Genomic DNA, 25,942 nt, shown 5'->3' on the forward strand with positions numbered 1-25,942 from the left:
CCTGCCACAAATTGGCCCGAGTGCTCCCCGACAGCTCACGCTTGATTAACCGTAGACGGTTTAATTAGGGTCAGTCGTCCGTACGGGCGGCGATGTGGCGGCGTTCTTGCGCGCCGCCGGCAGTCAGAGCGAATTCGACGATCGGGATCCCGCCAGTGCGCATTTCGGTTTCCAAAATCAATGCCTCCGCCTTCGCCGGTGCCGTCGCCGTTGCGTGTGCCGCCCTGTCGGCTCCGGCCGCCGCCCAGCAGCCGATGGTGATCGCCTCGCAGGCCGAGTGGAGCCAGGGCTACGACGCGGCGCCGCGCATCCGCGTGCAGCGCTCCTTCATGCCCACCGTCTCGCACGAGGCGATCACGGGCACCGAGCAGGCCATTGCGCATTATCGCGACATCGCGGCGCGGGGCGGCTGGGGCCAGGTGTCGTCCAACCAGCGGCTGCGCGTCGGCGCAAAGGGCCCCGGCGTCGTCGCCCTGCGCGAACGTCTCATCCTGTCCGGCGACCTCGAGCCGTCCGCCGGCAATTCTCCGGTGTTCGACACCTATGTCGAGGCCGCGGTGAAGCGCTTCCAGGCGCGGCACGGCCTCAATGCGACGGGCGTTGTCAACGGGCCGACCATCTCCGCGCTCAACGTGCCGGTCGATACCCGCCTGCGCCAGCTCGAGATCAACCTGGTGCGCCTGCGCGCCCTGTCGGGCGACCTCGGCGAGCGCTACGTGATCGTCAACATCCCGGCCGCGCTCGTCGAGACGGTCGAGGGCGGGCAGGTCGTCAGCCGTCACGCCGCCGGCGTCGGCAAGATCGACCGCCAGTCGCCGATCATGAACGCCAAGATCACCGAGATCAATTTCAACCCGTTCTGGACGGTGCCGGCCTCCATCATCCGCAAGGACCTCATCCCGAAGATGCGGCAGGACCCGACCTACCTGTCGGACAACAAGATCCGCGTCTACAACGGCCAGGGCCAGGAAGTTCCGCCGCAGAGCATCAACTGGAACTCCGACGAGGCCACGCGCTACATGTTCCGCCAGGATCCCGGCGCGGACCTCAACTCGATGGGCTTCGTGCGCATCAACATTCCCAACCCGCACGGCGTCTACATGCACGACACGCCGGCCAAGGGCATCTTCGGCGACGACTTCCGCTTCGTCTCGTCGGGCTGCGTGCGCGTGCAGAACGTGCGCGACTACATCACCTGGCTGCTCAAGGAGACGTCCGGCTGGGATCGCGCGGCGATCGACCAGGCGATCGCCTCGGGCGAGCGAATCGACGCCCGCCTCGCAAGGCCGGTGAACGTCTACTGGACCTACATCACCGCCTGGGCATCGCCGGACGGCATCGTGCAGTTCCGCGACGACGTCTACAACCGCGACGGCCTCGGCGTGCAGAACGTGATGGCCGCGGCCCAGGCGGAAGAGACCGAACCGGTCAACTGACCTTCCGTCCCGGTTCCCGAAAAAACGGTCCGCCCTTCGGCGGGCCGTTTGCTTTTGCGGCCCGCGCCCGCCCATGCAGCGGGTGCGACGCCGTTGAGCGTCCCGCGCCTGTTGGCGCCCGCCGGGCGAAGTGTTATGCACCTCTCGTGCGGGACGAGAGGGCCCGCCCCAACATATCGTAGGTCATCACACGAAAGGCTTGCGCCCCGGCTGGACGTCCCGTCCAGCGCTTCGGGAGGCGGGCGGCCCCCGATCGTCGGTGACCCGGACCAGGTGACCTGAAGTCGAGGTGAAGCCATGAGCGCGAGCAACGCCGTTCCGTCCCATCTGTCCAACAGCTTCTTCTCGGCCGGGCTGGCAGATGCCGACCCCGAGATCGCCCGTGCCGTCGAGCTCGAGCTCGGCCGCCAGCAGACCGAGATCGAGCTCATCGCTTCCGAGAACATCGTCTCGCGGGCGGTGCTCGAGGCGCAGGGCTCGGTGATGACCAACAAGTACGCCGAGGGCTATCCCAAGCGCCGCTATTACGGCGGCTGCCAGTTCGTCGACATCGCCGAGGAACTCGCCATCGAGCGCGCCTGCCGCCTGTTCGACTGCCGCTTCGCCAATGTGCAGCCCAATTCCGGCTCGCAGGCCAACCAGGCCGTGTTCATGGCGCTCGCCCAGCCGGGCGACGTGTTCATGGGCCTCGACCTCGCCGCCGGCGGGCACCTGACGCATGGCGCCAAGCCCAACATGTCGGGCAAGTGGTTCCGCCCCGTGCACTACACGGTGCGCGAGGACGACCAGCGCGTCGACATGGACGAGGTCGAGCGCCTCGCCCACGAGCACAAGCCCAAGATCATCGTCGCCGGCGGCTCGGCCTATTCGCGCCATTGGGACTTCGCCCGCTTCCGCCAGATCGCGGACGCTGTCGGTGCCTATTTCATGGTCGACATGGCCCATTTCGCGGGGCTCGTGGCCGGCGGGGCGCATCCCTCGCCGTTCCCGCACGCCCATGTGGTGACGACGACCACCCACAAGACCCTGCGCGGGCCGCGCGGCGGCATGATCCTCACCAATGACGAGGACCTCGCCAAGAAGATCAATTCCGCCATCTTCCCCGGCCTGCAGGGCGGTCCGCTCATGCACGTCATCGCCGCCAAGGCGGTGGCCTTCGGCGAGGCGCTGCGGCCCGAGTTCAAGGTCTATGCCCGCTCGGTGGTGGAGAATGCCAAGGTTCTCGCCGACACGATGGTGGAGGCGGGCTTCGCCGTCGTCTCCGGCGGCACGGACAACCACCTGATGCTTGTCGACATGCGCCCCAAGGGCCTCACCGGCAAGGCGGCCGAGGCGGCGCTCGGCCGCGCGCACATCACCTGCAACAAGAACGGCGTGCCCTTCGACACCGAGAAGCCGACGATCACCTCCGGCATCCGGCTCGGCACGCCGGCCTGCACGACGCGCGGCTTCGGCGTCGCCGAATTCCGGCGTGTCGGCGAGCTCATCGGCGAGGTGCTTGCCGGGCTCGCCAAGAACGGCGAGGAAAACAACGCGGCGGTGGAGAACGCGGTGCGCGAGAAGGCTCACGAGCTGACGCGGCGGTTCCCCATCTATCCCTGAGGCCGCCACGGCCGGAGACGCGCCATGCGCTGCCCCTATTGCGGTAACCTCGACACGCAGGTGAAGGACTCGCGCCCGACGGACGACCATTCGGTCATCCGCCGGCGGCGCATCTGTCCCGACTGCGGCGGGCGTTTCACGACCTTCGAGCGCGTCCAGCTGCGCGAGCTCATGGTGGTGAAGCGCTCGGGCCGGCGCGTGCCCTTCGACCGGGACAAGCTGATGCAGTCCGTCTCCATCGCGCTGCGCAAGCGCTCGGTGGACGAGGAGCGGGTGGAGCGCATGATCAACGGCATCGTGCGCCAGCTCGAAAGCTCCGGCGAGACCGAGATCCCCAGCGAGAAGATCGGCGAACTCGTCATGGAAGGGCTGCGCAACCTCGACAGCGTGGCCTATGTCCGCTTCGCCTCGGTCTATCGCAATTTCCGCGAGGCCAAGGATTTCGAGGAGATCATCGGCGAGCTGGCCGGGGGGGAGATCATTCCCCTCAGGCGGGAGCACGAGGAAAGTTGACCGTGCCCGGACCAGCGGCCGCGCCGGAAACCTTCTCCGCCGCGCCGTCTGCGCGTTCCCGAGAGATGCTCGACACGGGCTTCATGACGACGGCGCTCGCCCTCGGCGCGCGCAACCTCGGCCATGCTGCCCCCAATCCCTCCGTCGGTGCGGTCATCGTGGCTTCCACGGCCGCGGGCCCGCTCGTCGTCGGGCGCGGCGTGACCCATCCCGGCGGGCGTCCGCATGCCGAGCGCGTGGCGCTCGACCGGGCCGGCGAGGCGGCCCGTGGCGCGACCATGTATGTCACGCTGGAGCCGTGCTCCCACCACGGCCGCACCTCGCCCTGCTCCCAGGCCATCGTCGAGGCCGGCATCGCCCGCGTCGTCTCGGCGATCGAGGATGCCGATCCGCGCGTGCGCGGCCAGGGCCACGCCCAGCTGCGCGCTGCCGGCATCGCCGTCGAGGTCGGCCTCGGCGAGGCGGAGGCTTTCCGCCAGCACCGCGGCCACTTCCTGCGCGTCACCGCGGGGCGGCCCGCCGTCCACGTCAAGCTGGCGCAGACGGTGGACGGCATCGCCGCCCGACCCGGCACGCGGCTCATGATCACCGGCCGCGCGGCGAACGGCCGGGTGCACCTGATGCGCGCCCATGCCGACGCCATCATGGTCGGCGTCGGCACCGTGCTCGCCGACGATCCGCAGCTCACCGTGCGGCTGCCGGGCATGGACGAGCAGTCGCCCCTGCGCATCGTGGTCGACAGCGCCTTGCGCACGCCGCTGACGGCGGGTCTCGTGCAGACGGCCGGCGCCTGGCCGACATGGATCATCGCCACCGAGACCGCACCGGTCGCGGCGGAGAAGGAGCTGCGCGCGGCCGGCGTCGAGATCATGCGCGTCGCCGTCGGGCCGGACGGGCGGGTGGATCTTGCCGCCATGCTGCAGCTCTTCGGCAGCCTCGGCCTGACGCGCATCCTGTGCGAGGGCGGGCCGGCCCTTGCGGAAGCGCTGGCGAGGGCCGATCTCGTCGACGAGGTAACGCTGATCACCGCAAGCCATGCCTATGACGGCCACGAGGCCGGCATCGCGGCCCTCGGCCCGGCGCTCGCGGCGGCGCTCGCGGGCGAGGGTGCGCTCGTGCGCTTCGGCGAGGCTCTGGCGGGCGAGGACCATCTGGCCTTTTGGGAAAGGACGCGTTGATGTTCACCGGCATCGTGACGGATGTGGGCGAGGTGGTCGCCGCCGAGGACTTCCAGGGCACGCTGAGGCGCCTGCGCATCCATTCCGCCTACGATCCGGCCGGCATCGCCCTTGGCGCCTCCATCGCCTGCGGCGGCCCGTGCCTCACCGTCGTCGCGGTGGGCCCGCGCGAGGGCGGCTCGTGGTTCGAGGTCGATTGCGCCGCCGAGACGCTGGCGCGCACCACCGTGCCGCGCTGGCAGGCCGGCACGCGGGTCAATCTCGAGCGGGCGCTGAAGATCGGCGACGAGCTCGGCGGCCATATCGTGACCGGCCACGTCGACGGTGTCGGCGAGATCGTCGGCTGGGACGACATCACCGAGACCGGTGGGGCGGACGATCCCTGGGGGCCGAGCGCCCGGGTGACGGTGCGCGCGCCGCGCGCGCTCGCGCCCTTCATCGCCGAGAAGGGCTCGGTGACGCTCGACGGCACGTCGCTGACCGTCAACGGCGTTGCCGATGACACCTTCTCCGTGCTGCTCATCCCGCATACCATCGCGGTCACCACGTGGCGCGACCGCAAGGTGGGCGACGCGCTCAACATCGAGGTCGATCTGATGGCGCGCTATGCCGCCCGCCTTGCGGAGGCGCGAGCGGCGGGGTACTGACGCGAGCAAGATTTCCTGATCAACGAAGCCGCGGTCGCAACGGCCGCTGTCCCGACTGTCCGGGCGGGTTTCCCTCCCGCCGCGCAAGACGAAAAGAACATCATGGCCGGTCCACGCCAAGCCCAACTCCATGCTGCGCCCCTGCCGGGCGCCCGCGTCCTCGTCGTCGAGGCACGCTTCTACGACGAACTCGCCGACGAACTGCTGGCCGGCGCGCGCGCCGCCATCGCCGAGGCCGGCGCCGAGAGCCACATCATCACCGTGCCCGGTGCGCTCGAGGCTCCGGCCATGGTCGCCATCGCGCTCGATGCGGCCGAGGCCGCCGGCCGGCCCTTCGATGCGGTGGTCGTGCTCGGCTGCGTCATCCGCGGCGAGACCGGCCATTACGACATCGTCGCCGGCGAGAGCGCGCGCGCGCTGATGGACCTGTCGGTTTCGCGCCGCATCCCGCTCGGCAACGGCATCCTGACGGTGGAGAACGAGGCGCAGGCCTTCGCCCGCGCCCGTGTCGCGGAGATGAACAAGGGCGGCGGCGCGGCCGAGGCGGCGCTCGCCGTGCTGCGCCACAAGCGGGCGCTGGCGGAGGTATTGCGATGAGCCGCAGCGAGATGCGCAGCGCCGCCCGGCTCGCCGCCGTGCAGGCGCTCTACGAGATGGACATCGCCGGCACGGGTGTCATGGAGGCCGTCGCCGAGTTCGAGAACCACTGGATCGGCCGCGAGATCGAGGGCGTCACCTTCCGTGCGCCCGACGTGGACCTGTTCCGCGACCTCATCGCCGGCGTGGTGCGCGAGCAGAAGCTCGTGGACCGCCGCCTCGACGAGGCGCTCGCCAAGGGATGGCCGCTGAAGCGCGTCGAGGTGGTGCTGCGGGCCGTGCTGCGCGCCGGCGCCTACGAGCTCTTCTTCCGCAAGGACATCCCGGTCCGCGTCACCATCTCGGAATATGTCGACGTCGCCCGCGCCTTCTACGACGAGGACGAGCCGGGCCTCGTCAATGCCGTGCTCGACGCGCTGGCGCGCAGCGTCCGGGCGGCCGAGCTCGCGGCGCGCCCCTGAGGCGGGCATGGCGGGCGGCTCACCCTTCAGCGAAGACGAGCTGATCGCGCGCTTCCTCGCGCCGCTCGCCGGGGAGGGCGGCTTCGGCCTCAGGGACGACACGGCGCTCCTGTCGCTGCCGGAGGGCGAGGAACTCGTCCTGACGGTTGATGCCGTCGTCGCCGGGGTGCACTTCCTGCCGGACGATCCGCCGGCATCCATCGCCCGCAAGGCCTTGCGGGTCAATCTCTCGGACCTTGCCGCCAAGGGGGCCGCGCCGCGCGGCTTCCTGCTCGTCCTTGCCCTGCCGCCCGGCTGGACGGAGGGGTGGATGGCCGATTTCGCCGCCGGCCTCGGCGAGGATGCGGCGGCCTATGGCTGCCCGCTGCTCGGTGGCGACACCGTGCGGACGCCCGGGCCCCTGACGCTGTCGATCACCGCCTTCGGTGCCGTGCCGCAGGGCACGATGGTGCCGCGCACGGGGGCGCACGAAGGTGACGCGGTGCTCGTCAGCGGCACCATCGGCGATGCCGCGCTCGGCCTCGCGCTCCACACCGGCAAGGGCGGCGCCTGGGCGGCGGCCCTGACGGAGGAGGAGCGGGGCCACCTCGTCGACCGCTATCTCCACCCCCGGCCGCGGACCAATCTCGCCGCGGCCGTCCGGGCGAATGCGCGGGCGGCGATGGACGTTTCCGACGGTCTCGTCGGCGATTTCGCCAAGATGCTGCGCGCCGCCCGGCTCGGCGGCGAGATCGACCTTGCGCTTCTGCCCTTGTCCGCCGCCGCGCGCTCTGCGCTCGGCGCAGACGAGACCCTCGTCGAAGCCATCGCGACGGGCGGCGACGATTATGAAATCCTCTGCACGGTCCCCGAGAGCGGAATCGATGGGTTTGTGGAGGCTGCCCGCAGTGCCGGGACGCCGCTGACCCGGATCGGGACCGTGGGCGCCGCCGGTGGCGGGCTGACCATCCGCGACGGGGCGGGCGAGCGGCAGTTCGCCCGGGGCTCGTACGGGCATTTCTGAGGCGGTTGAAGCGAGGGCGGACGGTGGTTGAGATCGACGACAGGCTCGCCCGGCGCAACGCGATCATTCTGGCGGGAGCCCAGGCCTTCGGTGCCGCCAGCCCGCCCATCGTCGTTTCGCTCGGCGGCATCATCGGCGTATGGCTGGCGCCGGACAAGGCGCTGGCGACCCTGCCGGTGAGCCTGTTCAATCTCGGCGTCGCCGCCGGCACCATCCCCGCCGCCATGCTGATGCGCCATCTCGGCCGGCGCTCGGGCTATGTCGTCGGGGCGGTCCTCGGTGCGCTCGCGGGGCTCGTCGCGGCCGGCGGCATCTATGTCGGCGCCTTCCTGATCTTCTGCCTCGGCACGTTCCTCGCCGGCAACTACTCCTCCTTCGTCCAGAGCTACCGCTTCGCGGCCACCGACGGGGCGAGCTTCGCCTTCCGTCCGCGAGCCATCTCCTTCGTCATGGTGGGCGGGCTCATGGCAGCGGTCATCGGGCCGCAGGTCGCGATCCACACGCGCGACCTCGTCCCCGAGGCGCCGTTTGTCGGCAGCTTCCTCGGCCAGGGGGCGCTCGCGCTCATCGCCCTGCCCATCCTCTTCATGTTGCGGCCGGTGCCGATGCCGGCGGCTGCCCATGGCGGCGGCCGGCCCCTGTGGCAGATCGTGCGGGCGCCGCGCTTCATCGTGGCCGTCAGCGCCGGCACCGTCACCTATGCCCTGATGAGCTTCGTGATGACGGCCGCGCCTGTCGCCATGGTCGGCTGCGGCCATACGGTGGGGGAGGCGACGCTCGGCATCCAGTGGCACGTGCTCGCCATGTTCGGGCCGAGCTTCGTCACCGGCCGGCTCATCAACCGCATCGGCCACAGCGCCACCACCGCCCTCGGCCTGCTGCTCATCGCCGCGGCCGCGGGCGTTGCCCTGTCGGGGCTGGCGGTGGCGCATTTCTGGCTGGCGCTCGTCCTGCTCGGCGTCGGCTGGAACCTCGGCTTCATCGGCGCGACCGCCATGGTCACCGAATGCTATCGCCCGGAGGAGCGGGCCAAGGTGCAGGCCGCGAACGACTTCCTGATGTTCGGCACGGTTGCCGTCGCCTCCTTCTCCTCGGGCAAGCTGCTCGACGTCGCAGGCTGGGAGACGGTGAACTGGATCGTCTTCCCCCTCGTCACGCTCGTCCTCGTGATGATCGGTGCGCAGGAACTGGTGACCCGGCTGCGCACGCGCCAGGTCTCCGCCTGAAGCATCAAACGGCCCAAAACGCCTCCAAACAGAAAAAAGCCGGGCTGCGCCACGTAAAGTCGTTTGCTTTGGCCCGGTTTTTTTGTTCACCTCAGCGTGAGCCCCAGAAAATGGCGAGGCTCGGGGGGTGAGACGTCGGCCATCCGGCCGTACGGCCGGAAACTGTGCGTGCAATCCTCCCGCTCACTAGGGATGGAAAAATGACCGCACTGATTTTGATCATAGCCGCGGGCGCGCTTTCTATCGTCTACGGCATCTATACCATTCAGTCCGTCATGGCGGCCGATGCCGGCAGCCAGCGCATGCAGGAAATCGCGAGTGCCATCCGTGAAGGTGCCCAGGCCTATCTGCGGCGCCAGTATTCGACGATCGGCATCGTCGGCGTCGTGCTCTTCCTCGCGCTCGCCTGGTATCTCGGGCTCACGGTGGCCATCGGCTTCGCGATCGGTGCGGTTCTTTCGGCAGCGGCCGGCTTCATCGGCATGAACGTGTCGGTGCGCGCCAACGTGCGCACCGCCCAGGCGGCCTCCCGCTCCCTTGCGGCAGGCCTCGACCTCGCCTTCAAGTCCGGCGCGGTCACGGGGATGCTCGTCGCTGGCCTCGCCCTTCTCGGCGTCGCCGGCTACTACACGGTGCTGACGCAGGCGATGGGCCTCACCGTCGCCGACCGCACGGTGGTCGATGCGCTCGTGGCGCTCGGCTTCGGCGCCTCGCTCATCTCGATCTTCGCTCGTCTCGGCGGCGGCATCTTCACCAAGGGCGCGGACGTCGGCGGCGACCTCGTCGGCAAGGTGGAGGCCGGCATCCCGGAGGACGATCCGCGCAATCCGGCGACCATCGCGGACAATGTGGGCGACAATGTCGGCGACTGCGCCGGCATGGCGGCGGACCTCTTCGAGACCTATGCCGTCACCATCGTCGCCACCATGGTGCTCGCCGCGATCTTCTTCGCCGGCCAGCCGGTGCTCGATTCCGTGCTGCTCTACCCGCTCGCCATCGGCGGCGTCTGCATCGTCACGTCCATCATCGGCACCTTCTTCGTCAAGCTCGGCGCCAACCAGTCGATCATGGGCGCGCTCTACAAGGGCTTCATCGCCACGGGCGTATTGTCGCTCGTCGCGCTCGCCATCGTCACCTGGCTCATCTTCGGCGGCTTCGGCACGACGCTGACCACCGGCGGCGGCACCAGCTTCACGGCAGGCGACCTCTTCTGGTGCGGGGCGATCGGCCTCGTCGTCACGGCCCTCATCGTCATCATCACCGAGTACTACACCGGCACCGACTACCGGCCCGTGAAGTCCATCGCCGCGGCCTCCGTCACCGGCCACGGCACCAATGTCATCCAGGGCCTCGCCGTCTCGCTCGAGTCGACGGCGCTGCCCGCCCTCGTCATCGTCGCCGGCATCGTGGCGACCTATTCGCTCGCCGGCCTCTTCGGCATCGCCATCGCCGTCACGGCGATGCTGGCGCTCGCCGGCTTCGTGGTCGCGCTCGATGCCTTCGGCCCGGTGACGGACAACGCCGGCGGCATCGCCGAGATGGCCGGCCTGCCGGGCGAGGTGCGCAAGTCCACCGATGCGCTCGATGCGGTCGGCAACACGACGAAGGCCGTCACCAAGGGCTATGCCATCGGCTCGGCGGGCCTCGGCGCCCTGGTGCTCTTCGCCGCCTACACCTCGGACCTCAACTTCTTCGTCGCCAATGCCGAGCGTTTCCCCTATTTCGCGGGCGTCTCGGTCGATTTCTCCCTGTCCAACCCCTATGTCGTCGTCGGCCTGCTGTTCGGCGGCCTCCTGCCGTTCCTCTTCGGCGGCATGGGCATGACGGCGGTGGGACGGGCCGGCGGCGCCGTCGTCGAGGAGGTGCGGCGCCAGTTCCGCGAGAAGCCCGGCATCATGGAGGGCAAGGACAGGCCGGACTACGGCCGCGCCGTCGACATGCTGACCAAGGCGGCCATCAAGGAGATGATCATCCCCTCGCTCCTGCCGGTGCTCTCGCCCATCGTCGCCTATGTCGTCGTGCTCGTCATCGCCGGCAAGAACAATGCCTTCGCGGCCGTCGGCGCCATGCTGCTCGGCGTCATCCTCACCGGCCTCTTCGTCGCCATCTCGATGACCTCGGGCGGCGGCGCCTGGGACAACGCCAAGAAATACATCGAGGAGGGACACCACGGCGGCAAGGGCTCGGATGCGCACAAGGCGGCCGTGACGGGCGACACGGTCGGCGACCCCTACAAGGACACCGCCGGCCCGGCCGTGAACCCGATGATCAAGATCACCAACATCGTCGCCCTGCTGCTGCTGGCGATCCTCGCGCATATGTAGGGAAGCGTCGCGCGCAAAAGAAAAACCCCGCGGCATCGCTGCCGCGGGGTTTCCTGTTCCCGGCAGGCGCCGCTCAGGCGCCGAAGGGGTTGAAGCTCGGCCCGCCGCCGCTGCCCGTCGCGCGCAGCAACTGGCCGATGAGCGACAGCTCCGAGCCGCTCGTGGGCGTCGTGCGGGTGATGAAGTCGAACACGACGCCGTCCTTGAGGCCGTAGTTGGCGACACGCTCGATCTTGAAGTTCCTGTCGAAATAGATGGCGAGCACGCGCTGCTCGACGAGCCGCGGGCGCATGAACTGCACCGGGCGCTCGAAGGTCTGGCTGATGTAGTAGAAGGTCTTGTTGCCGACCGTCGAGACGGTGGAGGGCGTGCCCATCCGCTCCAGCACCTTCTCAACGCTCGTGCCGGGCTTCATCTCGGCCACGACGCGCTCGTCGATCACATAGCCCTTGGTCAGGGTCTCGGTGGTGCTGCTGCAGGCTGCGAGCCCCATCGCCAATGTCGCGCCGACGAAACAACGCGCCGCGATGCGTTGGAAAGATAGAGACTTTCGCAATGCCATACCGTCCACCTGTGTTATGGGACCGGGGGCTCCGCCCCGGACTTGCGATGGGACCCGCCGATGCCGTAGCGCGCACGCGGGCCTTTTGCAAGGCGTGGTGAGAAGGTTAAGAAGGTCCGCATGATCTTGTCTTTTCTGCGTCGCCGGCGTCCCAACGACGTCATCGAGGACCTCTATCAACGGGTCGCCGGGGCGGCGCGCCAGCCCGCCCTGTTCCTGGAGCTCGGTTTTCCCGATACGGCGGAAGGCCGCTTCGAGGCGCTGGCGCTGCACGTCGCGCTCATCGTGCGGCGGCTCAACGCGCTGCCGGCGCCGGCGCCGGATGCCGGGCAGGATCTGGTCGACGTGATGTTCCGCGAGCTCGACCGCGCGCTGCGCGAGCTCGGCACCAGCGACCTTGCCGTGCCCAAGCGCATGAAGGCGCTCGCCGGCATCTTCAACGACCGCATGCGGCGCTATGCGGCCGCCGTCGATGCCGATGACGAGACGGAACTGCGGCGTCTCCTTGCGGTTCGTCTCGGTGAACCCGCCGAGCGCCACGCCGCGCTGGCCGCCTATGTGCGGGCGAGCGCGGCGCATCTCGACGGACTCAATTTCGATTCCCTGCTGCAGCAGTCGGCTCCGTTCCCGCCTGCCGCGCGATTCGGTGAAAGGACCTGAACATGACCGCGGCGCCCGATGCGCTCCTGTCCCGCCCCGTCGCCATTGCCGACATTCCGGCCTCGGGGCTCGAGGTCACGGTCGAGGCGAGCGACGCCGAGCGGGCGGAGCTTGCCAGACGCTTCGGCACCGGCCCCATCGCCAGGCTCGTCGGCTCGTTCAACCTGACGGGGACGAGCGAGCGCGTCCATGTGACGGGGACGGTCGAGGCGGGGTTGACGCAGACCTGCGTCGTCACGCTGGAGCCGTTCGCCAATAAGGTGTCCGAGGCGGTCGACGTCACCTTCATGTCGGCGCCGGCGCTCGAGCGCTGGCGCGCCGCCTTCGCGGTGCCGGAGGAGGACGAGACGCCGGCCGAGGACGAGCCCGACGAGATCCTCGGCGGGGCCGTCGATCTTGGCGCCGTCACGGTCGAGTTCTTCGCCCTCGGGCTCGATCCCTATCCCCGCAAGCCGGGTGCGCAGTTCGACTACGAGGGCGGCGACGAGGGCAAGACATCGCCCTTCGCCGTGTTGAAGAACCTGCCGCGGCGCGAGGAGGAATGAGCCCCGGCGGGCATTTTCGAGTTGCGGGTGACGTGCGCTTCGCTATTGTCCGCCGTCCCTCGCACATCGGGACGCATTTCGGGAGTTCGGGCTGAACCTATGTCACGACCGGTCACCATCGCACTCGACGCCATGGGTGGAGACCAGGGTGCCGCCGTTGTGATTCCGGGTGCGGCCATCGCCCTCGAGCGGCGGCCGGACCTGCGCTTCGTCATCTACGGCAACGAGGCCGCCGTCCAGCCGCTGCTCGATGCCCACCCCGCGCTCAAGGCCGTTTCCGAACTGCACCACACCGACGTTGCGGTGCGCATGGACGACAAGCCGAGCCAGGCGCTCAGGGCCGGGCGCTACAAATCGTCCATGTGGCGGGCCATCGAGGCGGTGAAGGACAAGCGCGCCGCCGTCGCGGTGTCCGCCGGCAACACCGGCGCGCTGATGGCGATGGCCACCTTCTGCCTCAAGCGGATGGCCAACGTGGACCGTCCCGCCATCGCCGCCCTGTGGCCGACGCTGCGCGGGGAGAGCGTCGTGCTCGATGTCGGCGCCACGATCGGTGCCGATGCGCAGCATCTCGTCGATCTCGCCGTCATGGGCGCCGCCCTCGCGCGCATCGTGCTCGACATCGAGCGGCCGACCGTCGGCCTCCTCAATGTCGGCGTCGAGGAGGTGAAGGGCAACGAGGCGGTCAAGGAGGCCGGCAAGCGCCTGCGCGAGGCCGACATCCGGCTCATCGACTACCGCGGCTTCGTCGAGGGCGACGACCTCGGCAAGGGCACGGTGGACGTGGTGGTGACGGAGGGCTTCGCCGGCAACATCGCCCTGAAGACGGCTGAAGGCACGGCCAAGCAGATCGCCCATTACCTGCGCGCCGCCATGGGCCGCACCCTGCTGGCGCGCATCGGCTATCTCTTCGCCAAGGGCGCCTTCGACGCGCTCAGGGAGAAGATGGATCCGCGCCGCTCCAACGGCGGTGTCTTCCTCGGCCTCGACGGCGTCGTCATCAAGAGCCACGGGGGCACCGACGCCCTCGGCTTTGCAAGTGCCGTCGAACTCGCTTACGACATGGCGCGCCACTCGCTCGCCGACACGATCCGCGAGACGATTGCGCAGGTGCACCCCTCGGCTGTGGCCGAGGCTTGAGGAGTTCTCTTAAAGTGTCCCGAATCCGGTCGGTCGTCCGCGGTTGCGGCTCCTATCTTCCCGAACGCGTTCTGACCAACGCCGAGCTCGCCGGAATGGTCGAGACCTCCGACGAGTGGATCGTTCAGCGCACGGGCATCCGCGAGCGGCGCATCGCTGCCGACGGCGAGACGACGTCGTCCCTCGGCCTTGCCGCGGCGAAGGCCGCCCTCGACGATGCCGGCCTCACGCCGGCCGACATCGACCTCATCATCTGCGCCACGTCGACGCCGGACTACACCTTCCCGGCAACCGCCACCCAGATCCAGTCCGCGCTCGGCATGGCCCACGGCGCGGCCTTCGACCTGCAGGCGGTGTGCTCGGGCTTCGTCTTCGGCGTCGCCACGGCCGACAAGTTCCTGACGTCCGGCTCGCACCGGCGCGCGCTCGTCATCGGCGCCGAGACCTTCTCCCACATCATCGACTGGCAGGACCGCACCACCTGCGTGCTCTTCGGCGACGGCGCCGGCGCCATCGTGCTCGAGGCCGGGGAGGGGGCGGGGACGAACGCCGATCGTGGCGTGCTGACCTCGCACCTGCGCTCCGACGGCCGCCATCGCGACAAGCTCTATGTCGACGGCGGGCCCGGCTCCAACCGTGAGGTCGGGCATCTGCGCATGGAGGGCCGCGAGGTCTTCCGCCATGCCGTCGGCATGATCACGGACGTTATCGAGGATGCCTTCGAGGCCACCGGCACCACGGCCGAGGACCTCGACTGGTTCGTGCCCCACCAGGCCAACCGCCGCATCATCGACGCGAGCGCGCACAAGCTCGGCATCGCGCCCGAAAAGGTCGTGGTGACGGTGGACCGGCACGGCAACACCTCGGCCGCGTCGATCCCGCTGGCGCTCGCGGAGGCGCGGGCGGACGGGCGCATCAAGCAGGGCGACCTCGTCATGCTCGAGGCCATGGGCGGCGGATTCACCTGGGGCAGCGCCCTGGTCCGCTGGTAGCGCCGGGCCTCATCGTCCGCTTCGGGGCAGGCGTTTTCGTGCACGTCCTTCGTCAAACGAATGGGCGATTGCACCATTGACCGCGCCTGCCGCTGCCAATACCTTGCAAATTCATATAGATAATCCTGTTTTCTGAATCGGGGCGGGAAGGTGGTCATGGCCGGTCGCACGGTTACGCGCGCAGATCTCTGCGAGGCGGTCTATCAGAAGGTGGGGCTTTCCCGCACGGAATCGGCGTCGCTCGTCGAAATGGTGCTCTCCGAAGTCTGCGACTGCCTGGCGAGCGGCGAGACGGTAAAGCTGTCCTCGTTCGGCTCCTTCGTGGTGCGCGACAAGGGCCAGCGCATCGGCCGCAACCCCAAGACCGGGGTCGAGGTGCCGATCGAGCCGCGCCGGGTCATGGTGTTCAAGCCCTCGAACGTGCTGCGCGCCCGCATCAACGGCGAGCGCGTCGACGACGAGGAGTGAGCAGCCGCCGCATCGCGCCGAGGACCCGCGATGCGGCTGTGAGTATGCGGCAGGCGTCGCCCTCCTGGCAGGCGGGCGGGGCCGCAAGTGAGTAGGGGCGTGTTGTGGACAAAGGGCCGGACGCATTCCGGACGATCAGCGAGGTGGCGGAAGACCTCGATCTGCCACAGCACGTGCTGCGTTTCTGGGAAACGCGCTTTTCGCAGATCAAGCCGCTGAAGCGCGGCGGCGGCCGCCGCTACTACCGGCCGGACGATGTCGACCTCCTGCGCGGCATCCGTCACCTGCTCTACGGCGAGGGCTACACCATCAAGGGCGTCCAGCGCATCCTCAAGGAGGAGGGGGTGCGCTATGTGGAGACCATCTGGCGCCAGGACGGCACGGCACCCGCGCCGGTGCCGCGGGCCGACGCCGACGATGAGGACGACGCTTCCGAATACGCCGCTGCGCCCGAGGACGGGCCGTTTCTCTTCGACGACGGCTCGCTGGCCCAGACGCAAAAGGCACCGGCGCCCGCTGCTGCGATGCCGGCGGCGCGCAGCCCGGCCGCCGAGCCGGCACCCGCCCCGACGCCAACCGGAACCTCCGGCCTCACGGCAGCGCAACTCCGCGCCTTGCAGGCCGTATTGGCGGAACTGGCGGAATGCCGGCGTCTCCTCGAGGCCGCGCGCCACGGACCCGAGGGCGACGACTGAGCCTGAGCCGTCAGCTCAGATAGCCGAGCAGCCACAGGATGATGATGATCGGCAGCGGAATGCCGATGATCCAAAGCAATGCTCCACGCAACATGGGGCTCTCCGTCTCGTTCTCTGGTCTGACAGAAAAGCCCGGCGGCACGGGATTTGTTCCTGCCCGCTGCGGGAAGCGGCAGGTCTCGAACGGCCGCCGGCCGGCGGGACCGGCCAGGCCACGGCGTTCTCGTCGCTGGCTCGGACAGCTGGCCTACGCCTGCCGGCCCGGGCGTCTCAGCCCACGCCGGTCTCGGTGTCCGCGGTGCGGCGGTTCAGAGCCCGCAGCAGGTCGAAGGCGAGGCGCGTCGCGACACCGTTGTCCATCAGGACCGGGAATTCGAACGGGGTGCCGGGGTCGAGGCGCAGCACCAGATCGCCGCTCGTCTCGTTCGCATCGAGCGTGAAGGAATGGACTCGCGTCGGCGCCGGGCCCGGCGGCCCGTCCGGCGGGGATGCGTCGGCGCCGGCAACGAGGCGGCGCGCCTGGTTGGCGAGCGTGACGAGCACGCCGACGGGCATGCGCAGCTCCGTCCCGTCCTCGGCCAGAAGCATCACATCGCCGTTCGTCGTCCCCAGTTTCGCGCTGGCAATCTCTTTCACGATACCCTCGGCAAAATCGCTTGGTTCGAGCAATGCGCGGATCATAGCGAGCCCTCGGCCCGATGCTAGCCACGCGCCATTGCCGTAAAATGACGCAGGCGCGGAGGCCATCCCCGACGACCCGAAAGATCGTCGATGTCCCCATCATCGTTCCGCCTTCGGTCGTCACTCCACATGACAAGCGGCATGGCCCGATGCGGAATGCAGAACGTAGTAAATTCTGATTGCTTTATAACGCCACTTTCAGTTGTGTCATATAATAGCTGCCGTTGTTAAGTCGAATGGGTAATGGAATACAAGACAGGAGTACCTGATCCATGCCCAGCGGTATTCGCAGCTCTTCTCCGCCTCCGGCCTATTCGCTCGACCGGAATGATCTGGCCCAGTTCCGGGGCTAGTCGGACCGTCCACCAGCCTACAGCCCACCCGCCGCACAGCCGCGCGGGGCTGGAACGACCTCGGCCGACGCCGTCTGGCAGCAGAGAGGGCCGGTCGCGGGCGGAGGCATCCATCCGGCCGGCAGCCTCCGGGAATCGAACGTCTAGGAGGCCGGCGGCATCGTCGCCTGTGCCGCGGCAGTCGTCCGCGACAGGCTGCGCGATCGGGATATGCGGGGGCATCAGCGGCCCGCATATCCCTGCCGCTCGTGCGGCGGGAAACAGGCCGGAAACGAACGGCGAATGGACTGCGGATGCTTATGGATGGTTCGTGCCTCGAAACGGCACATAGACGCCGCTCGTCCCCCCTGGCCGCTCCTCGCGCGGGGACCGGCCGAAACCTCAAAATGAAGGAACACGACGGGTTTGAATGGTCGGAGCGGCGGGATTTGAACCCACGACCCCTAGTCCCCCAGACTAGTGCGCTAACCGGGCTGCGCTACGCTCCGACACCCGAAGGGCGTTGTTTCTCTAGGTGTTTCGTCGCGGGAATGCAAGCCCGGAGTTCTGGCGCCCAGCCGCGCCGGCGGCTCGCGTGACGCATCCGGCGTCGGAAAGCCCCGGAAAAGTCTCGGAACCCGTTCCGCTTCGAGGTCTGTGGATATCCCGCGCCGACGCGGGGGACGGGCGGAGGCTGCCGGGTGGCCTGCCGGCACGTTCATCGCCGCCCTGCGGCTGTCCGCGGCTCGCCCCGAGCCCCTTGGCTTCGCCGCAACGAACGCATCGTGCAGACACGGCGAATGGCAGCCGGAGACTATTACCAAAAAGTAATTCCTTTGTTCAGGAACCGTTCAGAACACTCCTCATAAACAAAAGGGGAGAAGAGGAGATGTTCATGAAAAAGATTGCCCTGGTTGTCGCATCTGCCGCCGTTCTTGTTTCAGGTGCGGCATTCGCCCAGCCCTATCCATCGCACCGCGGCCCCGATGTCCGCATCGAGCATCGCGATGTCCGGACGGAGCGTCGTGATGTGCGGATCGAGCGCCACGACCGGCATCCGCGGCATGTCGAGCCGCAGCATCGCCCCGGCAGGCCGCACTGGGCGAAGGGGCAGCGTTTCGAGTGGAAGAAGCATCGCCACCGTGAGATCCACGCCCGCGACTACCGCCGTTATCGCCTGCAGGAGCCGCCGCGCGGCCACCGCTGGGTCGAGGTCGACGGTCGCTTCATGATGGTCAATGTCGCAACCGGCATCATCGCGTCGATCTTCATGATGCACTGAAGCCGTCGCGCAGAACGCATGGAAAAGCCGCCCTCGGGCGGCTTTTCCTTTATGGCCTCGGCCCGTCCGTCACCGGCAGACGTGCCGGCGCCCGTCGTAGCCGAGATAGGTGCCCGTGCGCGGGTTGAAGGACTTGTACTTGCGCGAGCAATAGGCCACCCACGAGGAATCGTAGCGGCGCGGCGGGGAGGCGATGGCGCTGCTGGCAATCGCGCCCGCTGCGAGGCCGAAGATGCCCGCCGCCACCGCGGCGCCGGGGTCGTAGCCGTAGCCATAGCCGTAGCCGTAATACGGCCTGTAGTAGCCGCCGTAATAATAGGGCCGATAGCGGTAGCCCCCGTAGTACGGCCGGCCGTAATAGGGTCGGCCGTAGTAGGGGCGGCCGTAGTAGGGCCGGCCATAGTACTGGCCGCCATAATAGGGCCGCGCATAGGAGGGCCGGCCGTAATAGGCGGAGCCCCGCGGGCCATAATAGCCGCCGGTGACCTGCCCAAAGGGGGTTCCGGGCGGCACGCGGATCTGCGTGCCTCCTCCGCTCCACGCGCCCGGGCCTCCGATGTACCTGTTACCGGGGCGACCCCACTGGGTGTTCTCGATGAGCGTTGCGGCCGGCGCGGTGTCCATGCGAACGATCTGCGCGCTCGCAGGCATCGCAGGGAGCGCGAGCAGCGCTGCAACGGCCGTGATGGCGAGTGTCCTGCAGACGGGCATGGTGCGATCCTCCTCGCGGCAACTGCGGCGTCAAACGCCGGGGACAAGCCACCGGCCGACCGATTGCCTCGAGCGCCGATTGTCTCGGCCACGCTCCGGTGGCGCCCTTCTTCATGATAGAACGAACTGTGGCGGCAGGGCGAACGGGGGGATCACGTATGCGCGACCCTCCTGCAGACGGTGCGCGGGAGGGGGCGATGCGCGACGGCGTGATCCGTGCACGATGCGAGCGCATCCGGCGCCGGCGGCCTTCATGACGCACGCTTTTGCCGCGCCCGTGCGGCTCGGGTCTTCCCGGCCCGTGGCTGAATCCTCTAGGAATGATTCATGCAGGCGTTTCTGACGGATTATTGGCCGCACCTGTTCTTTGTCCTGAGCACGATGGCCGGCCTGGCCGCGGCCGCGCACGCGGCGATGACGAAGGACGAGGTGCGGGCGGCGATCGGCTGGGCGGGCGTCGCGATGCTGTCGCCGGTCTTCGGCGCCGCGCTCTATCTCGTTGCCGGCATCAACCGCGTGCGCCGGTCATCCGTCATGCGCAAGCGGGCGCGTACGCGCCGGGGGCGGGCCGCCGAGAACGAGGACAGCGCTGGCGACGCGCTGGCGCGCCTGCCGCTCGCGTCGCTGGCCCGGCTCGGCGACAACGTCTCCCAGTTCCCGCTGACGCTCGGCAACAAGGTCACCCCCCTCGTCGGCGGCGATGCGGCCTATCCCGAGATGATCGAGGCGATCCGGGGCGCCAGAAAATCGATCGCGCTCGCGACCTATATCTTCGACCACGATGCGGCGGGGCTCGCCTTCGTCGAGGCGCTCGTGGCGGCGAAGGAGCGCGGCGTCGCCGTGCGCGTGCTGATCGATGCGGTGGGCGCGCGCTATTCCAAGCCGCCGCTGCCGCTCCTGCTGCGCCAGCGCGGCGTCACCTCGGCGCTCTTCATGGGCAACATCATCGGCCTCAAGCTGCCCTATGCCAACCTGCGCAGCCACCGCAAGATCCTCGTGGTCGACGGCAAGGTCGGCTTCACCGGCGGCATGAACATCCGCGCCCATTTCCTCACCTCGGCCATGGGCGATCACACCGCGCGTGACACCCACTTCCGCTTCGACGGACCGGTGGTCGAGCACCTGCTCACCGTCTTCGCCGAGGACTGGCATTTCGTGACGCGGGAGCTGCTGGACGGGCCGATGTGGTTCGGGCGGGCGGCCCGGCTGGCGGGCGGGACGGAGGTGGCGGCGAGGGCGATTCCCTCCGGGCCGGACCACACGCTCGAATCGAACCACGCCATGATCATGGGCGCGCTCGCCGCCGCCGAGCGCCGGGTCATGATCTCCTCGCCCTATTTCCTGCCCGACCAGCAACTCGTCGGCGCCTTCGGCGTCGCGGCTCGCCGCGGCATCGAGGTCGACATCGTCATTCCCGACAGCAACAACCTGCGCCTCGTCGACTATGCCATGACGGCCCAGCTCGACCAGGTGCTGCGGCGAGGCTGCCGCGTCTGGCGTGCCCGCGGCGTCTTCGACCATTCCAAGCTCATGACGGTCGACGGCGTATGGAGCTACATCGGCTCGTCCAACCTCGATCCGCGCAGCCTCCGGCTCAATTTCGAGCTCGACGTGGAGGTGCACGACCCGGCGCTCGCCAGCTGGATCGAGGAGCACATCAGCGAGCGGATGGCCGATGCCGTCCCCGAAACCCTGCAGAGCCTCGCAGCGCGACCGCTGGCGGAGCGGCTGCGCAACCGGGTGGTGTGGCTGGCGTCGCCCTATCTGTGACGGCGTGCAGCGCGCGCCAGCGCACATCGTCCCGGGGCGTGGCGCCGCATGGTTCTTCCACGGCCGGCGCCGCTGCCGGCAAGAAAGGGGAGAGAAGCCATGATGATGCGCGAAGCCGCCCGCATAGCCCTGGAAGAGCTGCGTGAGACGGACGACGTTGCCTGGACGCATGCGGCCACCCAGCACCGCCACGTGCTGACGGAAGCCCTGCGCCTTGCCGCCCTGCGGCCTTGCGAGGCGCATCTCGTCGGCATCATCCAGGAGATCGACGAGGAGATCGGTTTCCCCACCGCCAAGGCCATCGCCTGCGCCGTGATGCGCGCCTTCCAGGGGCGGTGCGAGGAGGATCCGTTCGGCCGGATCTGAAACGCTGGAAACTTCGCAATGTCAGAATGTTGCCCGCGAAGGCGGAATCAGGATGCGAGCTCGCGTCGGCTCGCTTCCTCCCGCGGCGTTGCGGCCGCAATGCCCCAGATGAGCCCGAGAAGCAGGTAGAAGTGGCGCCAGTGGTCGCTGTCGATCTGGATGCCTTGCAGCGCGGTGATGAAGAACACGCTCCAGATGGGCAGGAAGTGGCGCTGAAGCGGCCCGCGCCGCAGCGTCGTGCGCCAGCCGACGAAGAAGGTCGTCAGGATCAGCACCAGATAGGTGATGCCGCCGAGCCAGCCGTAGGAGGCGAAGGCGTTGAGGAACACGTTGTGCGGCGCTGCGCCGTACATCTCGGAGGAAAACCGCAGGGGCCCGAAGCCGTTCGGCAGGTCGAGCAGGATCGGAAGGCTGCGGATCTGCCCGCCGAAGCGCCCGGTCGGGCCCATGTCGTAGGATTGCAGGCCCGCGCGCTGGGCGACCAGTTCGCCGATCTCGCCGCTGGAGAGGGCCGCGAGCACCACGACGACGACGGCGGCCGAGAGCATCGCCACCTGGCCCACGAGCCGCGAGCGCTGGCCGCTGCTGCGGCTCGTCAGATAGATGAGCAGCACGAGCAGGCCGACGCTGCCGATGGCATTGATCCAGGCGCCGCGCGACAGCGTCAGCAGCAGCGCCAGCGTCGGCACGGACAGTTTGATCAGGCTGACGAGGAGCCGGCCGCGCCCGGTCATGATGTCCTGCACCATGAAGGCGACGGCGAGCGTCAGGTAGGGCCCGAGCACGTTCGGGTCCTTGAAGGTGCCCGAGGCGCGGCCGTAGAGCGAGAAATGGGCGCCGAGGCCGGCGATGTTCAGGTAGCCGGCGATGCCGGCGATCGCCGCCACCCAGGCCGAGGCGACGAAGCCGCCGCGGATGGCGTTCAGCCGCTCGTCGCCGTCCTGGCACAGGATGGTGGCGAAGAAGATCGCCGTGACCATCAGATAGATCGAGATGGCGACGAAGGTGACCGACTTGTGGTGGTCGAGATAGGGAATGAGCGAGAAGACGCCGCCGAGATTGAAGACGAGCAGCAGAACGATGAGCGGCACGACGAGCCGTGGCAGCCGGATGCCGCCCGTGACCATGAAGCCGGCGAGGGCAACGAGGAACATCGCCTCATAGGGCGACGGCTCGATGATGGCCAGGGAGCCCGAGAAGGCGAGCAGCCACAGGAGCGCATGCTGCAGCCGGCGCGTGGAGATGCGCAGGCCGGCCGCGCCCGCGGCGGTGGTGTCGTCCGCGGCCGTCAATAGGCGTTCTCCGACTTGAGGAGGGCAGGCGGTGTCTTCAGGAGGATCACCAGGTCGAAGAGCACCGACCAGTTCTCGATGTAGAACAGGTCGTGCTCGACGCGGCGCTGGATCTTCTCCTCCGTGTCGGTCTCTCCGCGCCAGCCGTTGATCTGCGCCCAGCCGGTGATGCCGGGCTTGACCTTGTGGCGGGCGAAATAGCCGTCGACGACCTTGTCGTAGAGCCGGTTCTCGGCCTTGGCGTGCAGCGCGTGCGGGCGCGGCCCGACCAGCGAGAGGTTGCCCTTGAAGACGACATTGAAGAGCTGCGGCAGTTCGTCGAGCGAGGTCTTGCGGATGATGCGGCCGACGCGGGTGACGCGCGGGTCCCCCTTGGTGACGAGCCGCGCGGCCGTGGCATCGCTCTGGTCCACGTACATCGAGCGGAACTTGAAGACCTCGATGAGCTCGTTGTTGAAGCCGTACCGCTTCTGGCGGAAGAGCACCGGCCCGGGGGAATCGAGCTTCACCGCAAGCGCCGTGAGAAGCAGCAGCGGCGACAGCAGCATGAGCAGGATGGCGCCCACGACCTTGTCGAAGAGCCACTTGAGCACAAGGTCCCAATCGGCGATCGGCTTGTCGAAGACGTCGAGCACCGGCACCGAGCCGATGTAGGAATAGGCGCGCGGGCGCAGCCTGAGCTGGCTCATGTGGGCAGCGAGCCGGATGTCCGTCGGCAGCACCCACAGCTTGCGCAGCATCTGCAGGATGCGCGCCTCGGCCGTGATCGGCAGCGTGAAGATGATGAGGTCGACCTGCGTGCGCCGGGCGAAGGTGACGAGATCGTCGACCGTGCCGAGCTTGGGATAGCCGGCCACGACATCGGGCGAGCGGTCGTCGCTGCGGTCGTCGAAGAAGCCGCAGATGCGCACGCCCGTGTCGCGCTGCGCCGCCAGGGCCTCGATGAGCCGCTCGGCCGCCTCTCCGCCGCCGACGATGACGGTGCGCCGGTCGAGCCGGCCGGCACGCGTCAGATGCGTCACGGCGAGGCCGAGGACGAGCCGGACGAGGAAGAGCCCGGCAAGTCCGGAACCGTACCAGCCGAGCAGCCAGACCCGGGAGTACTCCTCGCTCGTCTTGGTGAAGAAGAGGGCCGCGACGGCGAGGAGGAAGATGACGCTCCAGCTCGCCAGGACCCGGAAGGCCTGCGTCAGGACGGAGCGCATTGCCCCGATATGATACAGGCCCGCCGCCTGCAGCGCCGCGACCGTCGCGAGGGCGAAGACCGGCAGGAGACCGAGGTAGGAGAGGGGATAGCCGTGGTTCGGCGCGATATAGATCGCGAGCGCGGCGTAGCCCGTGGCGAGAACCACGGCGATGTCGGCGAGGCGGGCCGCACCCGTGATGATCACGGGCGAATAAGTCGGCCGCACGGGCAGCGCCGCCATGCGCTCGGCGAGCGGCGACAGGCGTGGCTCCTTCTCGTCCGCGGAAGCGGGCGCAGGCTGTGCCGGTTCGGCCGCGGCGGCGTGGTCGAGCAGATCGCGAATATCAAAATTGGACATGCTTGAACTTCGGCAGGACAAAAGGGAGGTCTCGCCGAGGCAATCGCAAGTTGTATGCCACCGCTCGGGCGGGGCCCATTCCCGCGGCGATGGCCTAGCACGGGCGTCTGGCGAATGTCTTAACGCAGGGCCGCGCGGTAGGCGTCGAGCACCGAGGCGACCATCTGCGGCAGCGAGAAGCGCTCGCGCACGAAGGCGCGCAGCGCGGCGTCCTCGGCCTGGGCTTCGGCCTCCGGCATGTCGAGGCGGCGGCGCAGCGCGCCAGCAAGGGCTTCGGGCGCATCGGCGGGGACGAGCCGGCCCGCCTGCGGCCCGAAGATCTCGGGGATGCCGCCGACAGCGGTCGCGACGAGCGGCATCGCGGCGGCCGTGGCTTCCAGCACGACATAGGGCAGGGACTCGGCCCGCGACGGCACGACCATCACCCGCGCCAACGCGAGCGCCTCGCGGATCGGCATGGGCCGCTGGAAGGTCACGGCCTCGCCGAGCCCGCGGTCCGCGGCATGGGCGCGGATGGCCTCCTCGTCCGGGCCGGCGCCGACGAAGACGGCGGTGAGCTGGCGGCCTTCGGCGCGCAACTGCGCCAGCGCGTCGATCAGCGTGTCGATGCCCTTGAGGTGGCGAAGCTCGCCGATATAGAGCACGTCTCGCGTGCCGGAACGTGGCACCTCGTCGAACTCGGCCTCGTGGAGGCCGTTGTAGACGACGGCGGAACGGGCCGCGAGGGAGCCGAGCGCCTCGGCGGCGAGCCGTGCGATATAGGCGCTCTCGAACAGGAAGAAGTCGGTCCTGCGGGCAAGGGCGCGCTCGGCGGCCATGTAGAGCCAGTGCTGCGCCGTGCCCGGCGGATAGTGGAAGCTGCCGCCATGCGGCGTATAGACGCGCGCGGGACGGCGCCCGTCGGTCCGCGCAGCCAGCCGGGCGTAAAGGCCGCCCTTGGCGCCGTGGCCGTGCACCACGTCGGGTCCGAGATGGGACACGAGCGCGCGCACGCGTAGGGCGCCCGCAAGGTCGCCGAGCCCCGGCAGGCGCGCCATGGGCAGGCGCGTGACGCCGAGCGAGAGATCGCCGCCGAGCGCGGCGAGGGTTGCTTCCGCCCGCTCGCCGCCGGTCGTGGCGTCGCAGACGATGCCCACCCGGTGGCCGAGCTGCGCCTGCCCGCGCGCGAGGTCGACGACGTGGCGGAACAGGCCGCCGACGGGCGCGCGCAGGACGTGCAGGATGCGCAGGGATGCGGGATCGGGCATGGCGTTTCGTCCGGGCTGGCGGCGGCTCAGAACCACCGCTCCTTGATGACGATGGTGTCGCCCGGCTTGATCGGATAGGTCGCCGGCAGCGGCCCGGTGACGGCCTTGCCCGGCGCCTGGCGGGTGACGAGCGCTTCGCTCTCCACCGCGCGGGGGGTGAAGCCGCCGGCGATGGCGGCGGCGGTCTGCACCGTCATGCCGGCCACGAAGGGATATTGGCCGGGATTGCGCACCTCGCCGAGGATGAAGAACGGCCGGTAGGCCTCGACGTCCACGCTGACCGACGGTTCGCGCACATAGCCGGCGGCGAGCTTGCGTTCGATGGCCTTGGCGAGCTGCTGCGTCGTCAGGCCACGCGCCGGGATGGTGCCGACGAGCGGCATGGCGATCTTGCCCGAGGCATCCACGGTATAGATATTGGACAGGCTGTCCTGCCCGAAGACGATGATGCGCAGGCGGTCGCCGCTGTCGAGCGTGTAGACCTGCGGACGGGGCACCGCCTCCACCGTCATCGGTTCACGCGACGTCTGGGTACAGGCGCCGAGCGAGGCGCAGAGGAGGGCGAGGGCGATGGCCGGAAAGCGCGACATGTGACCGTCATCGGAAACTGCAGGACGAGACGCATCTAACGCCGCTATGGTTAACAAAAGTTGATTTTTGCGTATGCC

Annotated in this window: 26 protein-coding genes, 1 tRNA gene and 1 pseudogene; 19 read left to right on the forward strand and 9 right to left on the reverse strand. The window is 68.9% G+C overall.

All coding sequences use genetic code 11. The features are described from left to right. Window positions 1-155 precede the first annotated feature (155 nt). The 10 genes and pseudogenes from AL346_RS16580 (at window position 156) to AL346_RS16625 (ending at window position 10,987) form a co-directional block, all read left to right on the forward strand. Entirely contained in the window at window positions 156-1,436 is a 1,281-nt protein-coding gene (locus tag AL346_RS16580; RefSeq protein ID WP_019401187.1) for a L,D-transpeptidase family protein, read from the forward strand. 297 nt (window positions 1,437-1,733) lie between these two features. Further along, entirely contained in the window at window positions 1,734-3,038 is a 1,305-nt protein-coding gene (gene glyA / locus AL346_RS16585) for a serine hydroxymethyltransferase (RefSeq protein ID WP_019401186.1), read from the forward strand. Window positions 3,039-3,062: 24 nt separating this feature from the next. After that, window positions 3,063-3,613, forward strand: a pseudogene (gene nrdR / locus AL346_RS16590) (transcriptional regulator NrdR); the annotation flags it as partial. A 3-nt stretch (window positions 3,614-3,616) separates the two neighbouring features. Then, the gene (ribD, locus tag AL346_RS16595; RefSeq protein WP_019401184.1) at window positions 3,617-4,729 is read left to right on the forward strand and encodes a bifunctional diaminohydroxyphosphoribosylaminopyrimidine deaminase/5-amino-6-(5-phosphoribosylamino)uracil reductase RibD; all 1,113 of its coding nucleotides are present in this window, start codon (window positions 3,617-3,619) and stop codon (window positions 4,727-4,729) included. Then, a complete protein-coding gene (locus AL346_RS16600; RefSeq protein ID WP_019401183.1) occupies window positions 4,729-5,376 on the forward strand; it encodes a riboflavin synthase in 648 nt (215 codons plus the stop codon). The genes ribD and AL346_RS16600 overlap by 1 nt, the downstream gene beginning before the upstream one ends. 102 nt (window positions 5,377-5,478) lie before the next feature. Further along, window positions 5,479-5,973 (forward strand): 6,7-dimethyl-8-ribityllumazine synthase, encoded by a 495-nt coding sequence (ribH, locus tag AL346_RS16605; RefSeq protein WP_019401182.1) that lies wholly within the window; start codon window positions 5,479-5,481, stop codon window positions 5,971-5,973. Beyond that, window positions 5,970-6,434 (forward strand): transcription antitermination factor NusB, encoded by a 465-nt coding sequence (gene nusB / locus AL346_RS16610; RefSeq protein ID WP_019401181.1) that lies wholly within the window; start codon window positions 5,970-5,972, stop codon window positions 6,432-6,434. Before ribH ends, nusB begins: the two co-directional genes overlap by 4 nt. A 7-nt stretch (window positions 6,435-6,441) precedes the next feature. Next, complete coding sequence (gene thiL / locus AL346_RS16615) at window positions 6,442-7,437, forward strand: thiamine-phosphate kinase (RefSeq protein ID WP_019401180.1); 996 nt, start codon at window positions 6,442-6,444, stop codon at window positions 7,435-7,437. Window positions 7,438-7,460: 23 nt separating this feature from the next. Next, a complete protein-coding gene (locus tag AL346_RS16620; RefSeq protein ID WP_019401179.1) occupies window positions 7,461-8,663 on the forward strand; it encodes an MFS transporter in 1,203 nt (400 codons plus the stop codon). A gap of 200 nt (window positions 8,664-8,863) precedes the next feature. Continuing rightward, a complete protein-coding gene (locus AL346_RS16625) occupies window positions 8,864-10,987 on the forward strand; it encodes a sodium-translocating pyrophosphatase (protein ID WP_019401178.1) in 2,124 nt (707 codons plus the stop codon). 73 nt (window positions 10,988-11,060) lie between these two features. Here AL346_RS16625 and AL346_RS16630 read toward each other — a convergent pair whose 3' ends face one another. Further along, window positions 11,061-11,480 (reverse strand): outer membrane protein assembly factor BamE, encoded by a 420-nt coding sequence (locus AL346_RS16630; protein WP_019401177.1) that lies wholly within the window; start codon window positions 11,478-11,480, stop codon window positions 11,061-11,063. Window positions 11,481-11,669: 189 nt separating this feature from the next. Here AL346_RS16630 and AL346_RS16635 point away from each other — a divergent pair, with 189 nt between their 5' ends. The 6 genes from AL346_RS16635 to AL346_RS16660 all read left to right on the forward strand — a co-directional run bounded on the left by AL346_RS16635 (window position 11,670) and on the right by AL346_RS16660 (window position 16,049). Then, window positions 11,670-12,209 carry a ubiquinol-cytochrome C chaperone family protein gene (locus tag AL346_RS16635; RefSeq protein ID WP_019401176.1) on the forward strand — a complete coding sequence of 180 codons (540 nt, stop codon included), beginning with the start codon at window positions 11,670-11,672 and terminating at the stop codon, window positions 12,207-12,209. A gap of 2 nt (window positions 12,210-12,211) precedes the next feature. Continuing rightward, entirely contained in the window at window positions 12,212-12,754 is a 543-nt protein-coding gene (locus AL346_RS16640; RefSeq protein ID WP_019401175.1) for a DUF177 domain-containing protein, read from the forward strand. 99 nt (window positions 12,755-12,853) lie between these two features. Next, the gene (gene plsX / locus AL346_RS16645; RefSeq protein WP_026014966.1) at window positions 12,854-13,894 is read left to right on the forward strand and encodes a phosphate acyltransferase PlsX; all 1,041 of its coding nucleotides are present in this window, start codon (window positions 12,854-12,856) and stop codon (window positions 13,892-13,894) included. 14 nt (window positions 13,895-13,908) lie between these two features. Further along, a complete protein-coding gene (locus AL346_RS16650) occupies window positions 13,909-14,886 on the forward strand; it encodes a beta-ketoacyl-ACP synthase III (RefSeq protein ID WP_019401173.1) in 978 nt (325 codons plus the stop codon). A gap of 156 nt (window positions 14,887-15,042) precedes the next feature. Further along, complete coding sequence (locus tag AL346_RS16655; RefSeq protein WP_019401172.1) at window positions 15,043-15,354, forward strand: integration host factor subunit alpha; 312 nt, start codon at window positions 15,043-15,045, stop codon at window positions 15,352-15,354. Between the two features lie 104 nt (window positions 15,355-15,458). Next, window positions 15,459-16,049, forward strand: a complete 591-nt coding sequence (locus AL346_RS16660) for a MerR family transcriptional regulator (RefSeq protein WP_026014965.1) — start codon at window positions 15,459-15,461, stop codon at window positions 16,047-16,049. Between the two features lie 10 nt (window positions 16,050-16,059). Here the strand turns inward: AL346_RS16660 and AL346_RS25855 are convergent, their stop codons facing one another. From AL346_RS25855 to AL346_RS16670, 3 genes are all read right to left on the reverse strand, one after another. Beyond that, entirely contained in the window at window positions 16,060-16,191 is a 132-nt protein-coding gene (locus AL346_RS25855) for a hypothetical protein (protein WP_256374255.1), read from the reverse strand. Between the two features lie 128 nt (window positions 16,192-16,319). After that, entirely contained in the window at window positions 16,320-16,730 is a 411-nt protein-coding gene (locus AL346_RS16665; RefSeq protein ID WP_019401170.1) for a hypothetical protein, read from the reverse strand. 763 nt (window positions 16,731-17,493) lie between these two features. Next, a tRNA-Pro gene (locus AL346_RS16670) sits at window positions 17,494-17,571 on the reverse strand. A 380-nt stretch (window positions 17,572-17,951) separates the two neighbouring features. Here AL346_RS16670 and AL346_RS24785 point away from each other — a divergent pair. Next, complete coding sequence (locus tag AL346_RS24785; RefSeq protein ID WP_082312549.1) at window positions 17,952-18,344, forward strand: RcnB family protein; 393 nt, start codon at window positions 17,952-17,954, stop codon at window positions 18,342-18,344. 69 nt (window positions 18,345-18,413) lie between these two features. Here AL346_RS24785 and AL346_RS16680 read toward each other — a convergent pair whose 3' ends face one another. Beyond that, window positions 18,414-19,055, reverse strand: coding sequence for a BA14K family protein (locus AL346_RS16680; protein WP_019401167.1), 642 nt, complete (start codon window positions 19,053-19,055; stop codon window positions 18,414-18,416). A gap of 327 nt (window positions 19,056-19,382) precedes the next feature. On the opposite strand from AL346_RS16680, the gene AL346_RS16685 reads away from it, so the two are divergent. Both AL346_RS16685 and AL346_RS16690 read left to right on the forward strand, forming a co-directional pair. Continuing rightward, window positions 19,383-20,825: a phosphatidylserine/phosphatidylglycerophosphate/cardiolipin synthase family protein gene (locus tag AL346_RS16685; protein ID WP_019401166.1), complete on the forward strand. Its 1,443-nt coding sequence runs from the start codon at window positions 19,383-19,385 to the stop codon at window positions 20,823-20,825. A gap of 99 nt (window positions 20,826-20,924) precedes the next feature. Further along, window positions 20,925-21,191 (forward strand): hypothetical protein, encoded by a 267-nt coding sequence (locus tag AL346_RS16690; protein WP_019401165.1) that lies wholly within the window; start codon window positions 20,925-20,927, stop codon window positions 21,189-21,191. Window positions 21,192-21,238: 47 nt separating this feature from the next. Here AL346_RS16690 and AL346_RS16695 read toward each other — a convergent pair whose 3' ends face one another. From AL346_RS16695 to AL346_RS16710, 4 genes are all read right to left on the reverse strand, one after another. Then, complete coding sequence (locus tag AL346_RS16695) at window positions 21,239-22,483, reverse strand: O-antigen ligase (protein WP_019401164.1); 1,245 nt, start codon at window positions 22,481-22,483, stop codon at window positions 21,239-21,241. Then, entirely contained in the window at window positions 22,480-24,027 is a 1,548-nt protein-coding gene (locus AL346_RS16700) for an undecaprenyl-phosphate glucose phosphotransferase (protein ID WP_019401163.1), read from the reverse strand. The genes AL346_RS16695 and AL346_RS16700 overlap by 4 nt, the downstream gene beginning before the upstream one ends. Before the next feature lie 119 nt (window positions 24,028-24,146). Next, complete coding sequence (locus AL346_RS16705) at window positions 24,147-25,274, reverse strand: glycosyltransferase family 4 protein (RefSeq protein WP_019401162.1); 1,128 nt, start codon at window positions 25,272-25,274, stop codon at window positions 24,147-24,149. Window positions 25,275-25,300: 26 nt separating this feature from the next. Next, a complete protein-coding gene (locus tag AL346_RS16710; protein ID WP_053193874.1) occupies window positions 25,301-25,864 on the reverse strand; it encodes a polysaccharide biosynthesis/export family protein in 564 nt (187 codons plus the stop codon). Window positions 25,865-25,942: the final 78 nt, after the last annotated feature.

This window comes from Chelatococcus sp. CO-6 (assembly GCF_001271345.1).
GTDB classification, from domain to species: Bacteria; Pseudomonadota; Alphaproteobacteria; order Rhizobiales; family Beijerinckiaceae; genus Chelatococcus_A; species Chelatococcus_A caeni.

Excerpts from the sequence above, each read along its gene's own strand:
- AL346_RS16640 (WP_019401175.1), top strand. The coding sequence starts at position 12,212 with ATGACCGCGGCGCCCGATGCGCTCCTGTCCCGCCCCGTCGCCATTGCC.
- nusB (WP_019401181.1), top strand. The coding sequence starts at position 5,970 with ATGAGCCGCAGCGAGATGCGCAGCGCCGCCCGGCTCGCCGCCGTGCAG.
- glyA (WP_019401186.1), top strand. The coding sequence starts at position 1,734 with ATGAGCGCGAGCAACGCCGTTCCGTCCCATCTGTCCAACAGCTTCTTC.
- AL346_RS24785 (WP_082312549.1), top strand. The coding sequence starts at position 17,952 with ATGTTCATGAAAAAGATTGCCCTGGTTGTCGCATCTGCCGCCGTTCTT.
- AL346_RS16680 (WP_019401167.1), bottom strand. The coding sequence starts at position 19,055 with ATGCCCGTCTGCAGGACACTCGCCATCACGGCCGTTGCAGCGCTGCTC.
- AL346_RS16630 (WP_019401177.1), bottom strand. The coding sequence starts at position 11,480 with ATGGGGCTCGCAGCCTGCAGCAGCACCACCGAGACCCTGACCAAGGGC.
- thiL (WP_019401180.1), top strand. The coding sequence starts at position 6,442 with ATGGCGGGCGGCTCACCCTTCAGCGAAGACGAGCTGATCGCGCGCTTC.
- ribD (WP_019401184.1), top strand. The coding sequence starts at position 3,617 with ATGCTCGACACGGGCTTCATGACGACGGCGCTCGCCCTCGGCGCGCGC.
- AL346_RS16700 (WP_019401163.1), bottom strand. The coding sequence starts at position 24,027 with ATGTCCAATTTTGATATTCGCGATCTGCTCGACCACGCCGCCGCGGCC.
- AL346_RS16665 (WP_019401170.1), bottom strand. The coding sequence starts at position 16,730 with ATGATCCGCGCATTGCTCGAACCAAGCGATTTTGCCGAGGGTATCGTG.
- AL346_RS16600 (WP_019401183.1), top strand. The coding sequence starts at position 4,729 with ATGTTCACCGGCATCGTGACGGATGTGGGCGAGGTGGTCGCCGCCGAG.
- AL346_RS16635 (WP_019401176.1), top strand. The coding sequence starts at position 11,670 with ATGATCTTGTCTTTTCTGCGTCGCCGGCGTCCCAACGACGTCATCGAG.
- AL346_RS16705 (WP_019401162.1), bottom strand. The coding sequence starts at position 25,274 with ATGCCCGATCCCGCATCCCTGCGCATCCTGCACGTCCTGCGCGCGCCC.
- plsX (WP_026014966.1), top strand. The coding sequence starts at position 12,854 with ATGTCACGACCGGTCACCATCGCACTCGACGCCATGGGTGGAGACCAG.
- AL346_RS16710 (WP_053193874.1), bottom strand. The coding sequence starts at position 25,864 with ATGTCGCGCTTTCCGGCCATCGCCCTCGCCCTCCTCTGCGCCTCGCTC.
- AL346_RS16685 (WP_019401166.1), top strand. The coding sequence starts at position 19,383 with ATGCAGGCGTTTCTGACGGATTATTGGCCGCACCTGTTCTTTGTCCTG.
- AL346_RS16655 (WP_019401172.1), top strand. The coding sequence starts at position 15,043 with ATGGCCGGTCGCACGGTTACGCGCGCAGATCTCTGCGAGGCGGTCTAT.
- ribH (WP_019401182.1), top strand. The coding sequence starts at position 5,479 with ATGGCCGGTCCACGCCAAGCCCAACTCCATGCTGCGCCCCTGCCGGGC.
- AL346_RS16625 (WP_019401178.1), top strand. The coding sequence starts at position 8,864 with ATGACCGCACTGATTTTGATCATAGCCGCGGGCGCGCTTTCTATCGTC.
- AL346_RS16690 (WP_019401165.1), top strand. The coding sequence starts at position 20,925 with ATGATGATGCGCGAAGCCGCCCGCATAGCCCTGGAAGAGCTGCGTGAG.